General features: G+C 31.8%; 19 protein-coding genes and 1 riboswitch. Of the genes, 3 read left to right on the top strand and 16 right to left on the bottom strand.

Annotated elements, in window-relative coordinates; genetic code table 11:
* Nucleotides 1-100 precede the first annotated feature (100 nt).
* Nucleotides 101-505, bottom strand: a complete 405-nt coding sequence (locus BAU28_RS18080) for a hypothetical protein (protein ID WP_071719418.1) — start codon at nt 503-505, stop codon at nt 101-103.
* Nucleotides 506-652: 147 nt separating this feature from the next.
* Nucleotides 653-1,657 carry a DUF1835 domain-containing protein gene (locus BAU28_RS18075; protein ID WP_071719417.1) on the bottom strand — a complete coding sequence of 335 codons (1,005 nt, stop codon included), beginning with the start codon at nt 1,655-1,657 and terminating at the stop codon, nt 653-655.
* A 216-nt stretch (nt 1,658-1,873) separates the two neighbouring features.
* Between BAU28_RS18075 and BAU28_RS18070 the strand changes: the two genes are divergently transcribed.
* Entirely contained in the window at nt 1,874-2,080 is a 207-nt protein-coding gene (locus BAU28_RS18070) for a hypothetical protein (protein WP_071719416.1), read from the top strand.
* Nucleotides 2,081-2,616: 536 nt separating this feature from the next.
* Here BAU28_RS18070 and BAU28_RS18065 read toward each other — a convergent pair.
* Nucleotides 2,617-2,805, bottom strand: coding sequence for a hypothetical protein (locus tag BAU28_RS18065; protein ID WP_071719415.1), 189 nt, complete (start codon nt 2,803-2,805; stop codon nt 2,617-2,619).
* A gap of 110 nt (nt 2,806-2,915) precedes the next feature.
* Here BAU28_RS18065 and BAU28_RS30990 point away from each other — a divergent pair, with 110 nt between their 5' ends.
* Nucleotides 2,916-3,107, top strand: coding sequence for a hypothetical protein (locus tag BAU28_RS30990; RefSeq protein ID WP_071719414.1), 192 nt, complete (start codon nt 2,916-2,918; stop codon nt 3,105-3,107).
* A 338-nt stretch (nt 3,108-3,445) separates the two neighbouring features.
* Here the strand turns inward: BAU28_RS30990 and BAU28_RS18055 are convergent, their stop codons facing one another.
* The 8 genes from BAU28_RS18055 to BAU28_RS18020 all read right to left on the bottom strand — a co-directional run bounded on the left by BAU28_RS18055 (nt 3,446) and on the right by BAU28_RS18020 (nt 13,608).
* A complete protein-coding gene (locus tag BAU28_RS18055) occupies nt 3,446-3,862 on the bottom strand; it encodes a DUF3995 domain-containing protein (protein ID WP_025149125.1) in 417 nt (138 codons plus the stop codon).
* A gap of 160 nt (nt 3,863-4,022) precedes the next feature.
* The gene (locus BAU28_RS18050) at nt 4,023-4,790 is read right to left on the bottom strand and encodes a DUF3959 family protein (protein ID WP_071719576.1); all 768 of its coding nucleotides are present in this window, start codon (nt 4,788-4,790) and stop codon (nt 4,023-4,025) included.
* A gap of 225 nt (nt 4,791-5,015) precedes the next feature.
* Complete coding sequence (locus BAU28_RS18045) at nt 5,016-7,403, bottom strand: RNaseH domain-containing protein (RefSeq protein ID WP_071719413.1); 2,388 nt, start codon at nt 7,401-7,403, stop codon at nt 5,016-5,018.
* Between the two features lie 362 nt (nt 7,404-7,765).
* On the bottom strand, nt 7,766-8,452 hold the full coding sequence (gene tenA / locus BAU28_RS18040) for a thiaminase II (RefSeq protein WP_071719412.1): 687 nt from the start codon (nt 8,450-8,452) through the stop codon (nt 7,766-7,768).
* A gap of 144 nt (nt 8,453-8,596) precedes the next feature.
* Nucleotides 8,597-8,702: riboswitch (TPP riboswitch) on the bottom strand.
* A gap of 95 nt (nt 8,703-8,797) precedes the next feature.
* Nucleotides 8,798-9,712: a D-alanine--D-alanine ligase gene (locus BAU28_RS18035; protein ID WP_071719575.1), complete on the bottom strand. Its 915-nt coding sequence runs from the start codon at nt 9,710-9,712 to the stop codon at nt 8,798-8,800.
* 4 nt (nt 9,713-9,716) lie between these two features.
* Complete coding sequence (pdxR, locus tag BAU28_RS18030; protein ID WP_025149131.1) at nt 9,717-11,165, bottom strand: MocR-like pyridoxine biosynthesis transcription factor PdxR; 1,449 nt, start codon at nt 11,163-11,165, stop codon at nt 9,717-9,719.
* An 89-nt stretch (nt 11,166-11,254) separates the two neighbouring features.
* Nucleotides 11,255-12,280: a homoserine dehydrogenase gene (locus tag BAU28_RS18025; RefSeq protein WP_071719411.1), complete on the bottom strand. Its 1,026-nt coding sequence runs from the start codon at nt 12,278-12,280 to the stop codon at nt 11,255-11,257.
* Between the two features lie 86 nt (nt 12,281-12,366).
* Nucleotides 12,367-13,608, bottom strand: a complete 1,242-nt coding sequence (locus tag BAU28_RS18020; RefSeq protein ID WP_071719410.1) for an esterase/lipase family protein — start codon at nt 13,606-13,608, stop codon at nt 12,367-12,369.
* Between the two features lie 280 nt (nt 13,609-13,888).
* Here BAU28_RS18020 and BAU28_RS18015 point away from each other — a divergent pair, with 280 nt between their 5' ends.
* The gene (locus tag BAU28_RS18015; protein WP_071719409.1) at nt 13,889-14,230 is read left to right on the top strand and encodes a DUF3914 domain-containing protein; all 342 of its coding nucleotides are present in this window, start codon (nt 13,889-13,891) and stop codon (nt 14,228-14,230) included.
* Nucleotides 14,231-14,306: 76 nt separating this feature from the next.
* On the opposite strand, the gene BAU28_RS18010 is transcribed toward BAU28_RS18015, so the two are convergent.
* The 5 genes from BAU28_RS18010 to abc-f form a co-directional block, all read right to left on the bottom strand.
* Entirely contained in the window at nt 14,307-14,978 is a 672-nt protein-coding gene (locus BAU28_RS18010; RefSeq protein WP_071719574.1) for a lipoprotein BA_5634 family protein, read from the bottom strand.
* 69 nt (nt 14,979-15,047) lie between these two features.
* The gene (locus tag BAU28_RS18005) at nt 15,048-16,979 is read right to left on the bottom strand and encodes an ABC transporter permease (RefSeq protein WP_071719408.1); all 1,932 of its coding nucleotides are present in this window, start codon (nt 16,977-16,979) and stop codon (nt 15,048-15,050) included.
* Nucleotides 16,954-17,724: an ABC transporter ATP-binding protein gene (locus BAU28_RS18000; protein ID WP_025148476.1), complete on the bottom strand. Its 771-nt coding sequence runs from the start codon at nt 17,722-17,724 to the stop codon at nt 16,954-16,956. The genes BAU28_RS18005 and BAU28_RS18000 overlap by 26 nt, the downstream gene beginning before the upstream one ends.
* 455 nt (nt 17,725-18,179) lie before the next feature.
* Entirely contained in the window at nt 18,180-18,773 is a 594-nt protein-coding gene (locus BAU28_RS17995) for a GNAT family N-acetyltransferase (RefSeq protein WP_071719407.1), read from the bottom strand.
* A gap of 73 nt (nt 18,774-18,846) precedes the next feature.
* Nucleotides 18,847-20,451, bottom strand: a complete 1,605-nt coding sequence (gene abc-f, locus BAU28_RS17990; protein ID WP_071719573.1) for a ribosomal protection-like ABC-F family protein — start codon at nt 20,449-20,451, stop codon at nt 18,847-18,849.
* Between the last annotated feature and the right edge of the window lie 50 nt (nt 20,452-20,501).

Genomic DNA, 20,501 nt, shown 5'->3' with positions numbered 1-20,501 from the left:
AAAAAACTAGAAAATTGTAAATTTTTAACCAAAATCTTACTTTGTATATTGAAAAATAAAAAAGTGAGAGAGTAAAATCATTCTACCCTCTCACTTCCTTCTATGCGAAGCACATAAAATTACTAATTTGTTGATATCGATAACTTACTTTACGGCGACGACCAGCTTGCCAAGTGTATCCTGATACTCCGCTTCTTCTTACTTCTGTCGGAAAGAACCATAAGTCTCTTCCGAATGGACCAGGACGATGCAAACGTAAATATCCCCATCTTCCTAGGCAGTTACACATCAATGATTTCATATTTCCTGCTTGCGCAGGAGCAGAGAATGTGGAAGGTAACGACGGAGCTTGTGACGGAGGTGGTGATGTTGGAGCATCTTCCGCATCATCTGGTCTATAATCTTCATGTTCAACATCTCTAACTTCATTTGTAGATTCATATCCATAGTTTTGTGGATTATAATACATCGCTTGATCATATGAGTAGTTTTGTTGGTTATACATAATAAAAAATCACCTTCTTTTCACTTATTACCTTTAACATTAATATGTGATATGGCATCTATAGGAAGCTTATATATAGCCCAAATTCAACTCAAAAAAGCTCGTATTTTGAAAAATACGAGCTTTTCATAAAGCGACATGTATTTATTATTTTCTCAACTTCACACTATAAAAACGCATTTCTTTTAGTGAACCTTCAAATTCAAATAATCCTTGTTTAATTAATTCTTTTAAGCGATACTCTAAAAACGTATCCCCAACTAATTGTTCCACAAGGCCAAGCGCTTCGCCAATCACTCTCGGAGCTTTAAGGAACCCTTTGTCAGCACCCACTCTTTTCGCACAATCAATAATGAATTGATCAAAATGGTCTTCTTGTACAGAATGCACTTCATTATCGGTCCAAACCCTTAAAAACTCTGTACGATTCGATAAATGATTCCATTCATTCTCAAGACCTATTCTGTTCTCTGTAGTTAAATAAGGTAATTCTACAAAGCTTTTTTGGAAAGTAGCTAAACTTTCAGGCGATAATTCTCCCGTTCCACGTATATCATACTCTTGGATGAATATGTTTTTGTTCGCTTCAGATGTATTTATAACACGAATATTTTTCTTATCCTTTAATTGAGCAATTACAAAACAAAGGCCCACATGCTCATGGGCATTATTTGCCTTCCAAATTGTAATAGGCGTTTCATTAGGTATAGATTGTAGTTCTTCTAAAGTTTCCATAAATCTTGGTAAATATTCTTCTTCAAAATAACTATCATAATCAGTTAAGTTGTTTAATAGCCATTGTTGCCTTGCTAGTTGCCCTTTATTCTTATGTAACATATGTATCGGTCCAATTGAAAAGAATTCAGAGAATGCAACAACACTCTCTTCATGTAGTTCTTCTTGATCTAACATATATTTTAAGCACCCAGCTGTTGAATCATCAAAAGCGATATGTACGTGTGTGCTTTCTTTTACATTCCTTTTATAAGATTTATTTCTTGTTAGTTGCTTAGGAATATCCATCAAGTGTTTAATTGTATCTTCACTATAGTTTTCTTCTAATAGATCTAACTGTATAAGAATACTTTGAAGTAATTGTTTTGCTTCATCCTCATACATTTCATCAACAACATGTTTAATTTTATCTATCATGTAAATCCCTCAATTCATTACTAAAATAACGTAGATTATAGTGTATCATTTTAGTGTAGATGTTTTAAAGTTTTTTATAGATTATATCTATTTTAAAATTCATATTAGTACAGTGATATATTAACGGTAATTTTTATTTATTTTTAAAACGCTTTGTAAATCTTTTTATTTAAATGTATAATTATATAGAAAATAAAAATTATAGGAGCAAAATCTATGGAGAAAGTACTTATTAATTACAAACAATATTTAAAAAATTGGAGATATCTATTTATTTTTATATTTCCGGTAATCGGTTTACTATACACTTTCGATGTCATCTTTGAGCTACTGTTTCACCAAGAATTCTACTTGTCTAACCTAATATCTGCCATAATATTATTTTTAATATTTATTAATGTTAAAGATAAGTTGAAGATCTAAGATTAAAGAAATCTTTCGGATTTCTCTTTTACTTAACCTTGCTATGATTCAAATGCAATACTGTTTCTAGTTAGATCTTTATTATTGATTCATACTTTACGTAGAAGAATTCGTAGTGATTTTTCTTAAATACACATGAGTACATGTCGGTTTTATTGTAAGTGGTATTTTGCTACTCCTCTTATTATTCTAATGAAGCTACACTTTTTACAAACAAAAAAGAGCATCCTTGCAATTGGATGCCCTCATGTGATTAGAGGTTTTCTCTGAGTATTGAATAGAACACGAAGAACTTGTCCTATATTGTACCTTGTTAAAATGTGCATAAAAAAAGCACCCTCGCCTAGGTGCCAAAGAGATAGATACACATCGAGGTAACTAACACGCTAGAAAAGTTTTTTCTGTATCAACGTACTCTTGCTATTCTACATAATCACAAAACTTCTTTTCATATATTTAAAGTACAATTTCTATATCATAAACAAAAAACACCTTAATGGATGTTTTTTATTTTGCTCTCCTTAAACTTCCATAAATTAAGCTGGCACGCCAATTATTTCTACTACAGAAGAAATATTAGTAGGGTTAATCATTACATTTTCAATACAAACTAATATATTTTCTAGTAACCCATTCTCTGTAGTAATAAGTTCTTCAAAATGATCTAAAGTCATCGAGAATTTGTGCTCACTTCCACCATTCATACAGACTTTTACATACTTCACATTTTGCTAGCAGCTCTTTTTATTGCTCTTTATCATTTCATTGAGATTAAATGACTAGAACAAGCCTACCTTGTCATATGTATTAAAAAAAGATAAGGGACGTGACAACATTGGACAACAAAAACAACCAATTTATTTTTCATACTATACAAGGTTCGGCAATTAAAAAATTTGTAATTATCGACTTAATTACTGGTACAGGAATTTATTGGACTGTAAATTTTATATCTTCAAGTGCAATACTTGCAATTATTAGTTGTATTTTGGGAACCAAAAAAATAAAAGAAATGCAACAATCTTAGAACTCCTAACTAAAATCTATCCCAACAAAAAATGTGCACGTTTCTACTTGCAACCTTATTTTAGTTTTTAAATTGGTGTCTTATTCTAGAAATAATATCTTTTGAAGATCAATGTTTGCACTCATATAAAGTTCAACTAATCGGGCTTTTAAGGGCAGCTAATCTCCCTCCTAACTTCTTTGCTTTACAATCGAATTTTGAGGTGGGAGTCTTACTGCCCGTTAATGCGGGATAAAATAGGTGGTTTCTGATTACACAGAAACCACCTATTTCAACATTTGTTATATCAAGTTCTTTACATTACTAAAATGTATTAACTAATACGAATTTATATATTTTCACTGGATAATTGCTAATAAAAATGTGAGAGATAAGAAGGCACAAAGAGGAATATATAAAAGAGTGTCCATTTTAGCAAAAGGAGTATCCTTTTTGCGTTTGAATATTCCAAAATAGTTAAACTCACCTACTACTCTAATGAAAAAAACAATCATACAAACCCATGTGCCAATTTGAATAATAACGTTTGGAACCGCAAAACTAATAACCTTCGCTTGTAGTAATAAAATTATTGCTGCTACACTTAATAGTAGCGCAATTAATAATGTCATTGCTGTACCGGGCGTAAACGTTTTTTCTCCAAATTCAGTTGGAATGACGCTATTTGTTCCCCACTTTCCTCCGAAAGCCCAGTATACATGTAAAAAGCTCACTAAGAATAATATACATACAGAAATAATTGTAAAAATAAGCATTTTGGCACCTCCATTATTTTGTTCAAGTCTCACTTTTTAAAGTATGCTACAAATTTCTTTAGAAATCTATTTTCCATTCAAAGTATTAAAGAACTATATATAAAACCCCTTAATAATCTATCAATTCTACGATAAATCATTAAGGGGTTTACTAATTTTACTATGCATTATACCTATTTCTTCGACGTTCCATCCTTGTTTGTCCTTGTATAGCTTCTACTTTATGTTGCTGTTCTTGCTCTATCATTTGATATGTTTCAACTGGTTTATCATAATTACGCTCATAAATAGTTTCTGGCGTTTTTCGTTTTGGAGACTTTCCGCCAAACTTAAATAATTTAACCTTAAACTTTGGTAATCTAGGAATACGAATTTTAAATGTTGGCTTGTTGCGTTTCTTTTTTTGTTTAAATATATTTGTATTTTCTACGTTATTATCTTTTTCTTTACGGTGCAATAGCATCGCAAGTAATCCACCAAATATAAGTCCTCCCATTAGCAACAGAAGATATGAATAATGTGTTGTCATTAAACTTGTAATACGCTCAAGAATTGCTAATGACTTTATTTCTTTTATATCCCATAACAATGCAGACCATAGTGAGAGTAAGCCTACTGTAAGCCCGTATGTTCGAAAACGGAATATACATGGAATTAAAGCGATACATGCAGCGATTTTCGCGTTCGCTATTAACGAACTCATTGTAACATATTGATTCCAAATGACTAACAATAATGTAATAAATGAAGCGTATGCTATCCAGCTACATATTCGTGAGTACATCTTTTTTGCGTAATAACTACCAAAACTAGTGAAAAATAATAACCCTCCAATAAATAAAGATTGCTCTAGAGGGATTTGCTTCATAATGCCTGCAACTGGAAAGAGGCTGCTCAGTACCATTAATAGTACATCTAATTTTTTCACCATTCCCCATTCCTTTCAAATTCTTTTTCAGTTTTGTGAAGTGAATTTCATATTTTAAGGCAACTCTTCGTGATACAATAGTGGTATTTCTAAAAAACATCTTAATCCCGTATGTGAATAAAGTAAATATGAAAAAGAAAATATACATGACAAATCATATCTATATTTACATTAAAAAATGACAAATCCTGCTCATTATAACTAGCAGGATTTGTTTACTGATATTTAAATTAATAACAACGAATCTTTCTTTTCTAAGATCGTTATATCCACATCTAATTCATCATTAAATTCTTTAAATTCTCTTGCATCTATATCCGTAATATAATTTTTAATTAATTTAGCCATTTGCATCGAATATGTCTTGTGTATATTTCTTTCCGTGAGCGAGCTTGTTTTACAACACATGTAATGTATCAATTTGGCGATGTCGTCCCTCTCTTCGGGTTTTGCACCTAACGGGATAATTTCAAGTATGTACTGCTGTACAATCTCATCACACTCTAACACGTATGCATTAGTGCTATAATACATTCCTTTTTGATCTGCAAATAAGCCACTCTCATCTATAACGTAATTATGTTCTCTAGTAATATAACTCGGTACATCAAAAGTTGTATTAATTCTTACTACTTTTAAATTTGAATATTCTTTTGAATTCGAGATTATATCGGGTAAAACATCTATATCAATGGTTTCATTTTGCAACTCTTTTATCCAATATTTTCTCATATTTGCATCTACAATAAAATAAACATCTTCATTTCGCTTTTGCGCATCTTGTAATATTTCAACTAACGTTTCGGACACGAATTGTTTAAAACGAACTCCCATATCATTTCTTTTAGATGGCTGGGGTACAACCGCATTATAATTATCTATATTTAATAATGTATGATTAATCGTGTTCCACTCTGCTTGTCCGTATAATTTATATGAAATTTCTGTCCCATTTATTTTTGAAAAAATAGGTAAGGAATCGAATTTATATATTTTCTCAATTGATAAATTTACATAAGTACCTGGTAATTCCATCTTATTCCAACTATGCTTTAAGAAACCCTTTTGCTCTAACAAACTAAAAACTGCGGTTATTATTTCTCCTTTAGACACACTTTGTCCGATAAATAAATTAATAAATGTTGAAATACGTTTCGTTCGAGCGAATCCTTCACGAATAATTTGCTTCGGATCAATTTTCTCACGCCCGTCATAGTTTTTTATTGCAATTAATGCTAACGTCGTTTCATTTCGCTCTCCTGCTGTAGCGTGCACAGCTTTCACGACATCGTCAACAAGATTTGTTTTATATTTATGGCAATATTGCATGCGATATGGATTTTGTAACACTTTCTCAATATTACATCTCACTATCTTCAACAAAACTGGAGCATCTGCATTTAATAAATAAGTGGAATCATCATTCTGAGCCAGAACTACTTTACTTTCTAATAACGCTTGTTCTATCTCTATTAATATATCGTTCGACCATACTTCTAACGTAATTGTTTTTAATCCCTTTGGCGCAAATAAAGGTAATTGTTCATTTTCAGTATTAGTTAATATCTTTTCACATTCTGGAAGCAATGTGAAATATGGAAAACTTCGCTGGAATTCATTAAAAAGTTCCTCTTTATCTCTTACTCTTATACCAAATTTTATCTTTGTTCCTTGAACTTTATATATTTTTTCATTATATGGCAGTAGCACTCTTACATTCGTTCCCGCAATATACTCTTTCGGATATTGAAGAATATGATCTAACACTACTTCTCCTCCTATCTTAAAATCATCTTTTAAATTTCTATAAAGTTTAATCCACTTTATTCCTTTTTTCGCTTGTTGCACTTTTAACTTTACAAATCGCTGCCTTTTATTTTCCGATGCAAATTCAGGAGTTGAAACTAGTATTAATCCGCGTTTCCGACTCAAAAGTATAGACATATCTTTATGATTATATTGTTGATAAAATCGCCTAATCCCTATGGATACTTTCAAAAGTGGAATATTCTCGCCTCCACGAGTTATATATTCAAACCGATACACATAAGCGAAATAATCTTGTGTTTCTTCATCTATAATTGGCTCTGACATCGCTTCACAAATATTTTTTGATCGAAGTGGTGAAAAATATATTTCTTCTTCATTCTTATTATTCATACGTACAGGCTGTTCGCAAAAAACATGTGTAATTAATGCTGGAACCCATTTAGAATATGTTTCTTTATCATGTAATACTGGTAAATTACATATTAAATCATAATGCCATTCTAAACCTGGTGGATCTGTTAATTTATTCGGTTTCCAATCATGAATAACCGCATACCAACTTTGTAAAATATAGTCTAACTGTTCTTGTCTCATTGGTTCTTTTGAAACAATCCAAGGCGTATCTTCCTTTAATATATATGGATTATGCTGAATGAATAATATGTCAGAGAACATATCATACAATCTTTCATTTAAAAGTTTTAATTTGCTCGTTAATAAAAATGTTCTATAATGTATATCTACAATATCAAGCCATTCAATTGGAAAATATATATATGCTACTTTTTCATTAAAGAGGGGTTCTACTATATCATTAAATGTTAATAATTGTATTTTTTTCATACTATGAATACTTCCTCTCTTTATTAATTATCTTGATTATGAATAAAACTAAAAAAGCTTGCTAATTTTTATAAAGCCCAATCTTATTAATTTAAAACCAGGTACTTCAGAAGAAACATTTTAATCGCATTATACGAATATAACATTACATAAACCAACCTCATGAAAGATTCCAATACTTTCTTATATTTCACGTATTACTTTTACCAAATAAATCCCTCCTTACATCGCCTAGTATAATCAAAACGATTATATGATAAATCGTTATATTATGTATATATAATTTACAAAATGTTTACAGAAACTAAATATATTAAAAGGTATCGCCTCTTTATAAAGCGATACCTTCACTATACTCTTTTTTAAAAAACACCTTTGACTTCTTTATTCACCGGCCATTTTTCTAATGTATATGCCATTTCCCAAAAGGAATATTCATATTGACTACTAATAATAAAGTGTTGTCTCATACGATTACGGTCTGCCTCTGTTACTTTTTCAGCGATAGTATCTAATCGTGTGATTTGCTCTTCTACTAAGGTACGGAACCAATCCGATCCATATGCAGAAATCCATTCTTGATAGATTGGTTCTTCTGGCTGACTTCCTTTTAAACGTTCACCAATTTCATAATATAGCCAATAGCAAGGTAGTATAGCTGCAATAATATCTCCTAAATGCCCCTCATAAGCAGCACGATACATATGGGATGTATACGCATATGCAGTTGGTGCTGGAACAAAATTGTCTTTTTCTTCTTTCGTAATTCCTAATTTCTTAGCAAAGTTCTTATGTAATGATAACTCAGCTTCATATGTATTTTGTGCATGATGCGCCATACGAGCCGTCGTTTCTAATTCAAGGGCCTTTGCAGCACCTAATGTTTGCACTCTAGCAAAATGACTTAAATAATATGAATCTTGGAGCACATAATAACGGAAACTAGCTAAATCTAGTGTTCCTTCTCCGAGTTTTTTCACAAACGGATGATTGAAACTCGATTCCCAAATAGAATTTACTTCATTACGTAATGACTGTGAAAAAGACACTTAAATCCCTCCAATAAATAAAAGTCTACTTTTGAAACTATATAATAAGTACTTCTCCTGGTTTCTAGTGTTGTAAAATAAAAAAACTTTCTTTACAAGCGTAAAGAAAGTGAAATAGACATCAAAAACGTATTCGTTAATCATTATCCGTCTTCTCCACTTCCCTACGCTAGCATTAACCAGATCAGGTACTAAGAGTCTCAAAAACACTTTTGATCTCAGCCTATTATAGGCACCCCTAGTGGATAAATATATAGTTTTCGTATTCATCATAGCATACTTCTTGAAACTGTCAAACTTATTAGATTGTTCTATTAAAATAATAAACCAATCATTTTTTAAAAATTAAAATCCTTCGTTTTTCCTTACTTGTAAAGACGTTTCAACAATCATATCTAATAGCTTACTATAGCTAATTCCCGCTGCTTCTGCGCTTTTTGGCAACAAGCTTGATTTTGTCATTCCAGGTAACGTATTAACTTCCATTACATATGGAATTCCATCTTTTACAATCATATCAACTCTAGCGTAAACACTACATTTTAATGCTCTATAACAAGCAATTGACGCTTTATTTACAAGATCTTTAATTTCAGCTGGAAGTTCTATAACTTCTTCAATTGTACTAGCATCATCATATTTTGCATTGTAGTCAAAAAACTCAGCTGCATGTCGAATTGAAATGATAGGTAACTGTTTTCCATCAAAAATGGAACACGTAATCTCGTCACCTTTTATATACTTCTCAATTACTACTTCAGAATCCCATTCGAATACAGTTTCCAGCATAGAAATTAATTCATTTTTATTATAGACGATTTTTACTCCAACACTCGATCCGCCAGTGTTTGGTTTTACCACTAATGGAAAGCCTAACTTATCTAACTCTTCAAGCTTTAGATCCTCCATTTTTGTAAGTTCAATCCAATCTGGTGTTTCTACTCCTTCATAACGCAAAATCTTTTTCGAAATATTTTTGTCCATACATATACCGCTAGATAACATATTACTCCCGCTATAAGGGATACCTAAACTCTCAAGCGTACCTTGAATTGTCCCATCTTCTCCGTATTTTCCGTGTAATGCTAGCAATGCAAAATCAATGTCTTTCGCTTTTTCAATTAAATCAATTTTTTCATTTAACGTAATTGGAACTATTTCATACTTACTCTTATCTAAATGTGCAATCATTTCATTCCCAGTCATAATTGATACTTGTTTTTCAGAGGATACTCCTCCCATAATAACGCCAATTCTCATCTTCTCAACTCCAAATTTCATTTTTTAATGTATCACCAATTATTTGAATCCCGCTAACAATTTCCTTTTCTTTCAAACGTGAAAAGCCTAATCGGAAAGTGTTCGCTCCTCCTCCATCAGAGTAAAAAACATCTCCAGGAGAAAACGTAACTCCTTTCTCATAACATTTTTGTAAAAGTGTGCGGGCATGAATTTTTTCTTCCAATTCTATAAATAAATGAAGTCCACCATCTCCAGTCATTCTTTTAAACGGAATGTACTGATTACACGCCCCAACAGCTAACTCATATTTTTTCTTATAAACAGATCTTGCCTTTTTTAAATATTTTTCAAAATATCCTTCATGTAAATATTGAAACAGAACAGCTTGATCTAACGTTGATGTGTGAATGGTCCTTGCTCTTTTTACACTTTCTAAATAATGAATCAGTTCTTTGTCTGCAATGATCCAACCGACACGTAAACCAGGGAAAAGTACCTTTGAAAAGCTACTAATATAAATCACATTATTACCAGCCCCAGCAAAAGTTAATAATGGCGCTAAATGTGAACCTGAATAACGTAATTCTTCATTAAATCCGTCCTCTATAATTGGAATCTTATATTTTGAAAATAATCTCATCAATTCCGTTCTTTTCTCCGAACTCGTAACAATACCGGTTGGATTATGATAAGAAGGAATTAAATACGCGAAATCAAAATCTTTTTCACGCAAACTTTTTTCTAATTGATTCGTATCAATACCATCATCTCTCATATCCATCCCATGAACTTCAAGTCCATGTAAGCGAAAAAGCTTCAGTGCAGCATGGTGAGTTGGATTCTCACAAATAACACGCCCTGATTTCTTCGATAAAGAAGATAATACAATATCTAACCCTTCTGTAAATCCGTTTGTAATTAAAATATCTTTGTTCGAAATGTCTACACCTTTCATTTCCATGTAATGAAGTAGATAATTCATTAACGGTCGATAACCTTTTGCATATCCGTAGTTTAATACGATATTCCCTTCAATGGACATACGAGTAAGAAAAGCTCTTTTGAAATTTTCAACATCAAATAGCTTTTCGTCCGGGGCTATACTATTAAAAACAATCATTCCTTTTTCCCAGCGAACACCATGTTTCATTAAATCTAATTCATCCGCTAATGCGGTAACTGTATTGAGTTTATTTTTCCAATCTATTTCAACAGACGAAGTGTTACTTATATCCACCTTCGCAACAAAATTTCCTTTTCCTTTAACTGCATAAATTAGTCCTTCTTGTTCTAAATCCGCATAAGCAGCGAGTACTGTATTTCTGCTCACAGATAATAATTCACTCAGTTCTCGGGTTGATGGAATTTTCTGGTTCCCTAACAAATGCCCTTTCATAATCATCTTTTTCAAATAATCCTTCAATTGAATATAAACGGGACGATCTTTTACAACTTTAAAATCCTTAAACAATTCCTAACCCCCTGCAATTATTTTTGCATATTTATTTCATTCTCAAAAGGTCCACTACATATGTATTTTTTATTAATAGCGGTACGGTCTTACAAATCTTTACGATATAAGTTAATTACATCTTTTAAAGCAGCCGCTGCTGCTCCGCGTGGATTAGAAGCTCCACCAATTGTAGTGACTTGTCCCATTGTATCTGTAAAGAACGTAATTCCTTTTTCGGTACCATTTATATTTGCTAACGGGTGCTCTTTCTCTATATCACATGGTTGTACCTTTAAGTTTATCTTTCCATCATCATCTTTATATGCTGATGCAATTAATTTAATAGATTTATTTTGTTCCTTCACATTTTGAATTTGTTCTTTTTTAATGTCTTCTATTCCCTCGATATGTATGTCTTTAAGTGAATACTCTGTTCCCATTAAACTATTCGTCAAAAGTAATAATTTACATGCGCTATCCATCCCGCTAATATCTAATAATGGGTTAGTCTCCGCAATTCCTTTATTTTGTGCTTCATGCAACGCTTCTTCAAACGTTTTATCTTCTTCATACATTTTTGTAAGAATATAATTTGTTGTCCCGTTCAATATTCCTTCTATCTTTTCAATATGGCAACCTGCTAAACTTAGTTGTCCAATGTCTAATGTAGGTAACGCAGCCGCAGTTGCACCGCTATACCGAATACGTGAGCCTGAAATACGTGCTTCCTCATTCAGTTCACTCCAAGCTGTAACAAGTGCGCCTTTTGAAATAGCTACTACATCCATTTGATTTTCAATAGCTTGTTCCATGTACTGTTTCCCTGGATTTCCATTTTTAAGATTTGTAGCAGTTGATTCAACTAATACAGTACCATTTATATTAATAGTTCCACGATTCTCTGGATAATGTTCTATATATTTTTCAATTGCAGCAGTACCACCACCATATAACAATAAATCATTAATAGACAAACCTTCCTCATTATGTATTGCAATATTTCTTCCTATCACTCCACTAACAACTAAATCAATTCCATATGTTTCATTTATATATAAATGTTTTTCGTTTAATAATTTTATAAACTCTCTTCCTACTGTCCCATACCCTGATAATACAACTTGAATTTTCATAATATCCCCCCATGTTTTCTACCAAATCCCTCTTTCAATATAATATAAAGCGCCCTCGAATTCCATCGAGAGCGCTTTATTATTATCTATTTCGGTAACCGTGATAATTTTTCTGCAATTGTTTTATAAAACTCTTGAATATTAGAAAAACCTAATGTGTCTGAAACGCTTAATCCTACCATATCGAGATGGTCCCAATTCACTTTCGTTTCGATATGATTCCATTTTCCAATCTGTAAAGACTCATTATCATTTACAGCAATATTAGACGAAGGCGCAATCATAGAATTTGTATTTACTACACCATCATTTTGCCACCAAGACGTATCAATTAATGGTCGGTTTTCTTCATACCTTGTATAGGAGCCTAAGAAAAATGCATTTCCCATTAATACTTTATTCATCGTAATATGGGGTAGATGCAAACCTGTTAAAGGCGTTGCTTGCGAAGCATGCCCACTATACGATAAGTAATACACATCTGATTGTGTTTTTACCCAATTGTTCAATTCATTTGCTCCATCAGTACTTAAATCCCATTGACTTATATCTTTTGTATTTTTCCAAATTGAACTATTTAGAATACGATCAGTATATTGCAAAAAGGGCTCTCCGGCACTCTTCTTAATACCCCATTGATCCAATTTAAAATCATATAATGATAGATTATTATTCCCTCCCATACTCGCAGCCGCAATAAGTAATTCTTTAACAAACGGCAACAGACGACTTCCATCCGCAAGTGTTGTACCATTATGAGGAGTTGCTAATGTTGTAACGCTATGAACATATGATTTTCCACCTTCAAATAAAGGTGAGATATTCGTATTCGGATGATTTTTCACATAATTCTTTTCTTCAAAACTTCCTTCTTTTAACAACTGAACTAAAGTTCTCGTTGTTTGTCCACCCATGCTATGTCCAATTAGGTGAACTTTATTTGATTCACTCCAATTCGGTGCAAACCCGCTATAAGTTCGGCCAAAACGATTATGTCCATGTTTTTCTGAATGTGCTGTCCCATAATCTACTGTTCCCCCCTTAATTTGCGCATATAATTCACACGCTCGGTCCCAGTTACTAGAAACAGGTCCCACAGCAGCTGTATGTACTGTATAACCATTTCGTTTTAAATCTTCCTGAATATCATTAGAACCACCCCAATATTTTACCCCTAGCATTTCCTCTCTACCCCATCCCGCGAATCCATTTACTAAAACGATAGGATAATTATTTTGTGGCCTCTCTTCAGCGTAAGTTGTTTTCGCTGTGAATGAACAAACAGCCACTAATGCGAAAAAACATATTTTAAAGAATAACTTCCCCATACTTTCTCCCCCTAATAAAACGTTTACATTTTAATATGAAAACAATCCACACAATTAGTTATTAACTTATACATAATGTAAAATATTTTATATACATTGTATATGTAGAAAACATACACAAATGTTGATAAATATTATTTCAAGTATGCATTAACTTTTTACAATACAACTTGTAAATCTAATTATTTGAATTTATAATTAAATATAGTTTCCTCATGTTAAACAAATCTATAAATTATAAGAAAGCTATCTTCATTACATAAAAAGGAGGAAAAGCAATATGCAAATAGGATTAAATATAAATACATTATCTCAATCTACTAAAATTACTCCTTCTAGTCTTGAGCATAATAATCTCTCTTCTACTAAAATTGAAGAAAAAAAATCAAATGATCCAATCAAATTTGATATTCGTTCATCTGAAAAAGAAATGAAACAACCGGAGCATAAATTTAACGAATTAGATTTATGGAAGATGTTGAAAGATAAAGGTGTTCCTTTATGGATCATACTTGAAATGCTACAAAAATCCCGTAAAGAAAAAGAAGCTCAAAATAATTCGGTTCAAAATTCGAATGTGATTGAAGAAACGAGTGAGACTCGATTAAATGAAGTAATGTAATCTATGTTATCTGAATGGTCTATAAACTAAAAAGAGTTCAAGGTTGATAAAGTTTCTATCAACCTCGAACTCTTTTTTAAGATTTTTCTCCAATCGTTACAAACTGAACTGATACTTTTCCATCAAAATCTTTAATTTGCTTTCTTACTTTTACATATTCATTTATCAATGTATTATCTGTCGACATTTTAGGTTTTTCATCACCTAAAGATTTGTTTAGATGGAGAAGTTGCAAATTCGTTTCATTTGCTTTTATTTCTTTATATACACTACTTTTCGCTACAATCACATACCATTGAAACCCATAATTACGAGTGTTACCAATCCAAGCATTACTATCGTATATAACAGGAATCTCTCTTCCTTCTAATTCAATACTTTTCATAGTACCTTCGTCTTCATGTGTAAATAATAGTGATCCATCTTTCGGGATATTCGGTAACTTATCTATAGGTATAGAATCGGATATTTTATCCCGTTTACGAAAAATCTTAGCTTTAATCATCGCTTGTGCTGTAGATTCATTTAAAATTAGTACCTTTCCTTTTCCAAATGTACCTGTTTTCACTGAAAAAATTTCATTTTCTTTCGTGTTTGCCTTATAACGATTAATAATTGGTGAAATATTATTTTCATCTCCAATGATTAGTACACCGTTAGCTGGAAATGAGGCGTTATTTTTAGAACATGCACTTAAGCTTATTAAAATTATTATAGTTAACATGAAAATAGATAGTGTTCTTTTCATCACGATTCCTTTCATAATTCAATTCATTTTTAGAACATGCTTTTTCGTAATCTTTATAGTCGGTATACTCTATTGCTCCATAGTCTTATAAAGCTTTTGGAGGTAACGCCAACGGGTTATAAAGAAATATAAAACTTGTATACATATAAATGAAATTAAAATAACGATAGAGCTATTTAAAATAGAAAAATCGACTAATTGTTGTAATGCCGTATAAGCAACTACAGTATGAATCACCGCAACGACAATCGGTAAGAAGAACATTAATAATAACTGTCTCGTTACAACTTTTTTTAATTCTCGTTTACTTAATCCCATTTTCGAAATCATTTTATATTGCTGTTGATCGCGGTCCAAATCAGTATATAATCGGAAATAGATAAAACTAGCGGCGAATGTGAAGAAGACGATGCCGACTAAAATACTTGCCATAAGTAATAATCCATTCGTTTGCTTCGCACCTAGCAACTCTAATGTTAAAGCCCGAAATTCAAAATGTACTTCTCTATTATCTTTATCGAATATACTATTTAATTGATTTGAAATCTCCTTCGTTTTCATCCAATCATCTACAACAAATCCGTAAGTACGATATTGAATATCTTTATTATCCGGGTCACTAGTAAGAGGAATTCCATCATACACATGATCTTGAACAGCAATAAAAATACTACTAGAATCATGTGGTAAAACTAAATTTTCTACAGCTTTTTTCACTTGAAATATCTTTGTCCAATCTCCTTGAATGACTTCAATATTCTTTTTATAGTCACCATTTTTAAATTCTTGTTTTTGTGATACGACTCCAGGGATTAATAAAATTTCATCTTCTTTTTCAATCGTTTCTTGTTGATACCCGAGTGCTCTCGCTAGTTCGTTATATTCACTTAACTTCATTACATTTACGTTACTTTCTGTATATTTATTTGAAGATGAAGCCATTCGATACGGAATATTAGCATCAGCAAGATGTTTTTTTATAATAGAAAGATGTTTATCCGCTATTTTATCTTTTTCAGGACCTGTATACAGAAATGTATACGGATTGGTCATCCTTACCAAATCTTTATTTCCAAGAGCAGATGTTGTACCAATTGCTGTAAATGCAACTGCTGAAATAACAGATACTATAAAAAACATGGTTGCATTATCTTTCATACGGTAAATCAATTCTGAAAATGTTAATATATTTGTTCTCTTTAAAAAGAAAGATTCACTCCTTTTCGCAAGATATAATATATAAACGCTACACTGTGTATATAAAAAGTACGTTCCTATAATTACAAGGAGTACACCAATTCCAAGCATAATAAAACTGTGACTTGAGATAAAACGAAATACTGAAATATATCCACACCCTATACTAACTAAAGATAGTAGCGATAATAAAATTGAAGATTTCGGTTCAGGCTTCGGTTTTTCTTCTGCTTGAATGAGTTCCGCAAGTTCTGTTACTTTTATCATTTTAAAAGTAACTAGCGAAACAATTAAAAATAAAACAAAAAACGTGATGACAGTTAATAGTACCGCTTGTATCGGCATATAGAAAGGTAAGCCATTATTAATCATTAATACACTTGCACTTATCAATAAAACTAATTTAGAAAATATGAGACCAATTATAATTCCGAAACAAATTGATCCAAATCCAATTAACATATTTTCAATCAATAATAATTTCTTAAGCTGTCTCATTGACATACCTTGCATCATTAAAATGCCAAATTCTTTCTTACGTGTTTTTAAAAATGAACTAACTGAATATAGAATAAAGAAAAATGAAAATACAAATATCAAACCTTGTGAAATTCTAAATCCCAAAGTACCGAATGCACTTATTGTTTCACTTGTCGATTTTAACTCACCTTGTAAATCTGGATGAAATAATAAAAGGGCGTACGTAAAGAAAATCATAATAGAAAATGCACTACTTAAAAAATGAGCAGCATATGTACGCTTATTACGAAAAATATTATTAAATGCGAACTGACGAAAAGTCATGCCTTTTCCCTCCTAACAAAGAAAGGACATCCATAATCTTTTGATAAAAAGTTTGCCTACTTTCACCACAATAAATTTCGTTATATAGTTGACCATCTTTAATAAATATAACTCTGCTGCAAAAACTCGCTGCATACGGATCATGTGTAACTAACATCATCGTTGCCTTTTCTTCCTTATTAAGAGTATCTAGCATCTCCATTACATCATTTGAAGATTTAGAATCCAAATTCCCTGTTGGCTCATCTGCAAGTAATAATTGCGGCTTATGAACGATAGCGCGAGCGATTGCTGTTCTTTGAGCTTGTCCCCCTGATATTTCAAAAGTTCTTTTACTCAATATATCTGTAATATTTAATTTCTCTGCAATTTCTTCCACTCGTTTGTTCATTTCTTGTAAAGAAACACCATCTAATGTCATCGGCAATACGATATTTTCCTTTACTGTAAGTGTGCTAAGTAGATTAAATGATTGAAAAACAAATCCCAACTGTTTCCTACGGAATAAAGCTAAATTGTCTGATGTCAACTGGAAAGGATTTGTACCATTTATTAATATTTCTCCCGATGTTGGAGAATCGATAGTAGATACCATATTTAATAACGTTGTTTTCCCACTTCCTGATGGCCCCATAATCCCTACAAATTCACCTTCTTGAATTGATAAATCGATATCTACCAATGCTTTAAAAGGTATTTTCCCTTTATATACTTTACTAATACTTTTTGCATGTAAAATTTCCATTTATATTCTCCCTTCATTTGCACTACTCACTATAAAGTGTAAATGAATTGTCTTATAGCTCATATTGATTCATCTTTCATTTATCTTACACGCTTGTAAGATTTCTAAAAAAACTGATAATAAACCTATTTTCAAACTATAACCGATGTATATCTATCTTATAATATTTGCATGGCAGCATGAAATACAGTGCTACTTATTTCTGGTCTCTGGGACACCTTGTAAACCTGAAGTGGGATTAAGAGATGTTTATCATCATTAATAACTGCTGTATTCCTTGTATTCTTTATTAGCAACATGCAAGATATTATAAAGAATAACTATACAACTTCAAAACGATGAATAACAACTTATAATTCGCAAGTAAAACCAAAAAAGTAAATAGTACGTAAAAAAGCTCAGAGTGTTAAGCTCTAAGCTTTTTTGGTAATGATTTCATTCCATTATAGCTCCTTTTAAAGAGCACTATTTTTTATCCACTCTGATTTACTCAATATATAATGATTATATAGTTGGTTTTCTATCGTCTGTTGATTCAGATAATTAAATCCACACTTTTCAATAACTTTATTTGATGGTACGTTGTTGATTAAAGCAACTGCGTTAAGGACATCTACATTTGTATTTTCAAACAAATAGTCAATCAATCCCTTAGTCGCTTTAGTAGCGTACCCATTATTTTGATACTCGCTTGAAATGGCGTACATAATTTCTCTATTCGGTGAAGGGAGTTCTTCTTTCATGCCTGTACAGCACCATCCAATAAACTTATGAGTATCCTTAATAAATACTCCTAGTTTTAAAAAGTGTCCATCTATACTCGAATGATTTTTAGCTGCCATTAGAAATGCTTTATTAGAAGGTATTTCATAATTTGTAACCCAATCAACCCTTTGTTCTTTCTTTGATTTCCAGTCTGGCAAAAACTTTTCTATTTCCGGTTGATTCGATATTTTATAAATACTCTCCGCATCTTCAATGGAAAATTCTTGTAAGTAAATATCGCCACAATCTAGTCTAAATAACTTAGTCGAATTTTCTTCTCCCATGTTAATCCCCTTTAATAAAATTTGTTATTCAGTAATTATAGATACCTCCTAGCTAGAGGTACCCATAATCACATTAAAGTGCCTTTATCTGCTTCGTAAGTTCTTTAAATCGTTCGTCAAGTTCTTTATATCCTTTGTCGTTAGAAGTTAAAAAGCTTAATTTACCTAATACTTCTTGTCTCTCTGTTTCTAACGTTAAACGTAGCTCTTCAATATCATCTCTTGTTTTAGTAGGTTCTTCTAGCTGCTTTTGTATCGTATTGTTTGAAAACACGAGTTTCGTGTTAGTTGTTTTCTCCAGAAAATATCGATCGTGAGAAACGATAACTAGTGTTCCATTATACTCAGCCAATGTATTTTCAAGCTGTTCCCTTGAAGGTAAGTCTAGATGATTTGTCGGTTCATCTAAAATATAAGCCATTAGCTTACATTTTACTCGCTCACCCATACTCATATGCTGAATAGGCTCTTTCCATTGAGAAGCTTGGAACCCTAAATGTTTCATTAAATTTTGGACTTTCCCTCTTTCTTCAAAAGTCTCTCTATAAAATAAATCTTCAGGCGTTCGGTCAAGAGGTAAATCAAATACTTCTTGTGTTAAATAACCGATGTTTGCTGATGGTGAAATCCATATTTCTCCTTGAACAGTTTCCGTTCCCATAATCATCTTCAGTAATGTTGTTTTCCCGCTGCCGTTTGGTCCAATAATCGCAACCTTCTCACCGTGCTGGATTGTAAAATTAACGTTTTCAAATAATGTTTGTCTATTAAATTTTTTCCGCAATTGTTTCACTTCTAAGAAGCGTTTTCCTACTTTTTTATTCGCTTGAATAGAGAACTCAACTGAATACTCTTCTTTAACACGTTCTATTTTCGTTTTCTCAAGCTCTTTTTCGAGACGTTTTCGTTTTGACTTAACTTGTGCATCCATTCGCTTCGCTTTCACACGATAAAATTCTTTAACTCCTTCTTGTTTTGTAGACTGTGCATGTGCCTTTTGTGACCATGAACTTAATTCTTTTATATGAGTTTCTACTTGTTCTATCTTTTTTTGTTGTTTTTCATATTCACGCTGCTGCGTCATTCGTTTTTGCTCACGCGCTTTCATATAACTCGTATAATTACCGCTATGTTCAATTAATTTCTTATCCTCAATTGACCATATTTTTGTTGCGACAACATCTAAAAAATATCGATCATGTGATACTACAATAATTGTACCTTTCATATTTTTTATTTGTTTAATGAGAAATTCCGTACTCATCTCATCTAAATGATTTGTCGGTTCGTCTAATATTAAGACATTAGGATTTTCGGCAAAACCTTTTGCTAGTCGAACTTTCAGTTTTTCACCACCACTTAACGTAATAAAATCGTTCGTTGGAACGCCCCATTTTGCAAGAAGTTCTGCTTCTTTTGCAATTACATCATTACTAATAAAAGATTCTTTTTCTTGTTCAACATATGCTGTTGTCATATTCATTTGCTGCCATTCAACAGTGCCTTTTGATGGCTCAATCTTCCCATTTATTAATTGAAGTAAAGTTGATTTACCAGCACCATTTTTACCAATTAATCCGATAACTTCCCCTTGTTTTACTGTAACATTCATTTTTTCTAATAAAGTATTTTCCATTATTTCAACATAAACATCATTTAATTTTAATAATTCTTTCATATTACCGATCCCTTTCATTAAGGGAGAACAAAAAAATCCTCCCAAATTAA

The sequence above is a fragment of the Bacillus paramycoides genome, from assembly GCF_001884235.1.
Taxonomy (GTDB): Bacteria; Bacillota; Bacilli; order Bacillales; family Bacillaceae_G; genus Bacillus_A; species Bacillus_A paramycoides.
The sequence above is the reverse complement of the archived record's forward strand: the minus strand, read 5'-3'. Positions and strand labels throughout refer to the sequence as shown.

Coding starts and splice junctions, on each gene's coding strand:
- BAU28_RS18045 (WP_071719413.1), bottom strand. CDS start 7,403: ATGAAAAAAATACAATTATTAACATTTAATGATATAGTAGAACCCCTC.
- BAU28_RS18080 (WP_071719418.1), bottom strand. CDS start 505: ATGTATAACCAACAAAACTACTCATATGATCAAGCGATGTATTATAAT.
- BAU28_RS18025 (WP_071719411.1), bottom strand. CDS start 12,280: ATGAAAATTCAAGTTGTATTATCAGGGTATGGGACAGTAGGAAGAGAG.
- BAU28_RS18035 (WP_071719575.1), bottom strand. CDS start 9,712: ATGAGAATTGGCGTTATTATGGGAGGAGTATCCTCTGAAAAACAAGTA.
- BAU28_RS18010 (WP_071719574.1), bottom strand. CDS start 14,978: ATGAAAAGAACACTATCTATTTTCATGTTAACTATAATAATTTTAATA.
- BAU28_RS18005 (WP_071719408.1), bottom strand. CDS start 16,979: ATGACTTTTCGTCAGTTCGCATTTAATAATATTTTTCGTAATAAGCGT.
- BAU28_RS18015 (WP_071719409.1), top strand. CDS start 13,889: ATGCAAATAGGATTAAATATAAATACATTATCTCAATCTACTAAAATT.
- BAU28_RS18070 (WP_071719416.1), top strand. CDS start 1,874: ATGGAGAAAGTACTTATTAATTACAAACAATATTTAAAAAATTGGAGA.
- BAU28_RS18000 (WP_025148476.1), bottom strand. CDS start 17,724: ATGGAAATTTTACATGCAAAAAGTATTAGTAAAGTATATAAAGGGAAA.
- BAU28_RS18055 (WP_025149125.1), bottom strand. CDS start 3,862: ATGCTTATTTTTACAATTATTTCTGTATGTATATTATTCTTAGTGAGC.
- BAU28_RS18075 (WP_071719417.1), bottom strand. CDS start 1,657: ATGATAGATAAAATTAAACATGTTGTTGATGAAATGTATGAGGATGAA.
- BAU28_RS17995 (WP_071719407.1), bottom strand. CDS start 18,773: ATGGGAGAAGAAAATTCGACTAAGTTATTTAGACTAGATTGTGGCGAT.
- BAU28_RS18020 (WP_071719410.1), bottom strand. CDS start 13,608: ATGGGGAAGTTATTCTTTAAAATATGTTTTTTCGCATTAGTGGCTGTT.
- abc-f (WP_071719573.1), bottom strand. CDS start 20,451: ATGAAAGAATTATTAAAATTAAATGATGTTTATGTTGAAATAATGGAA.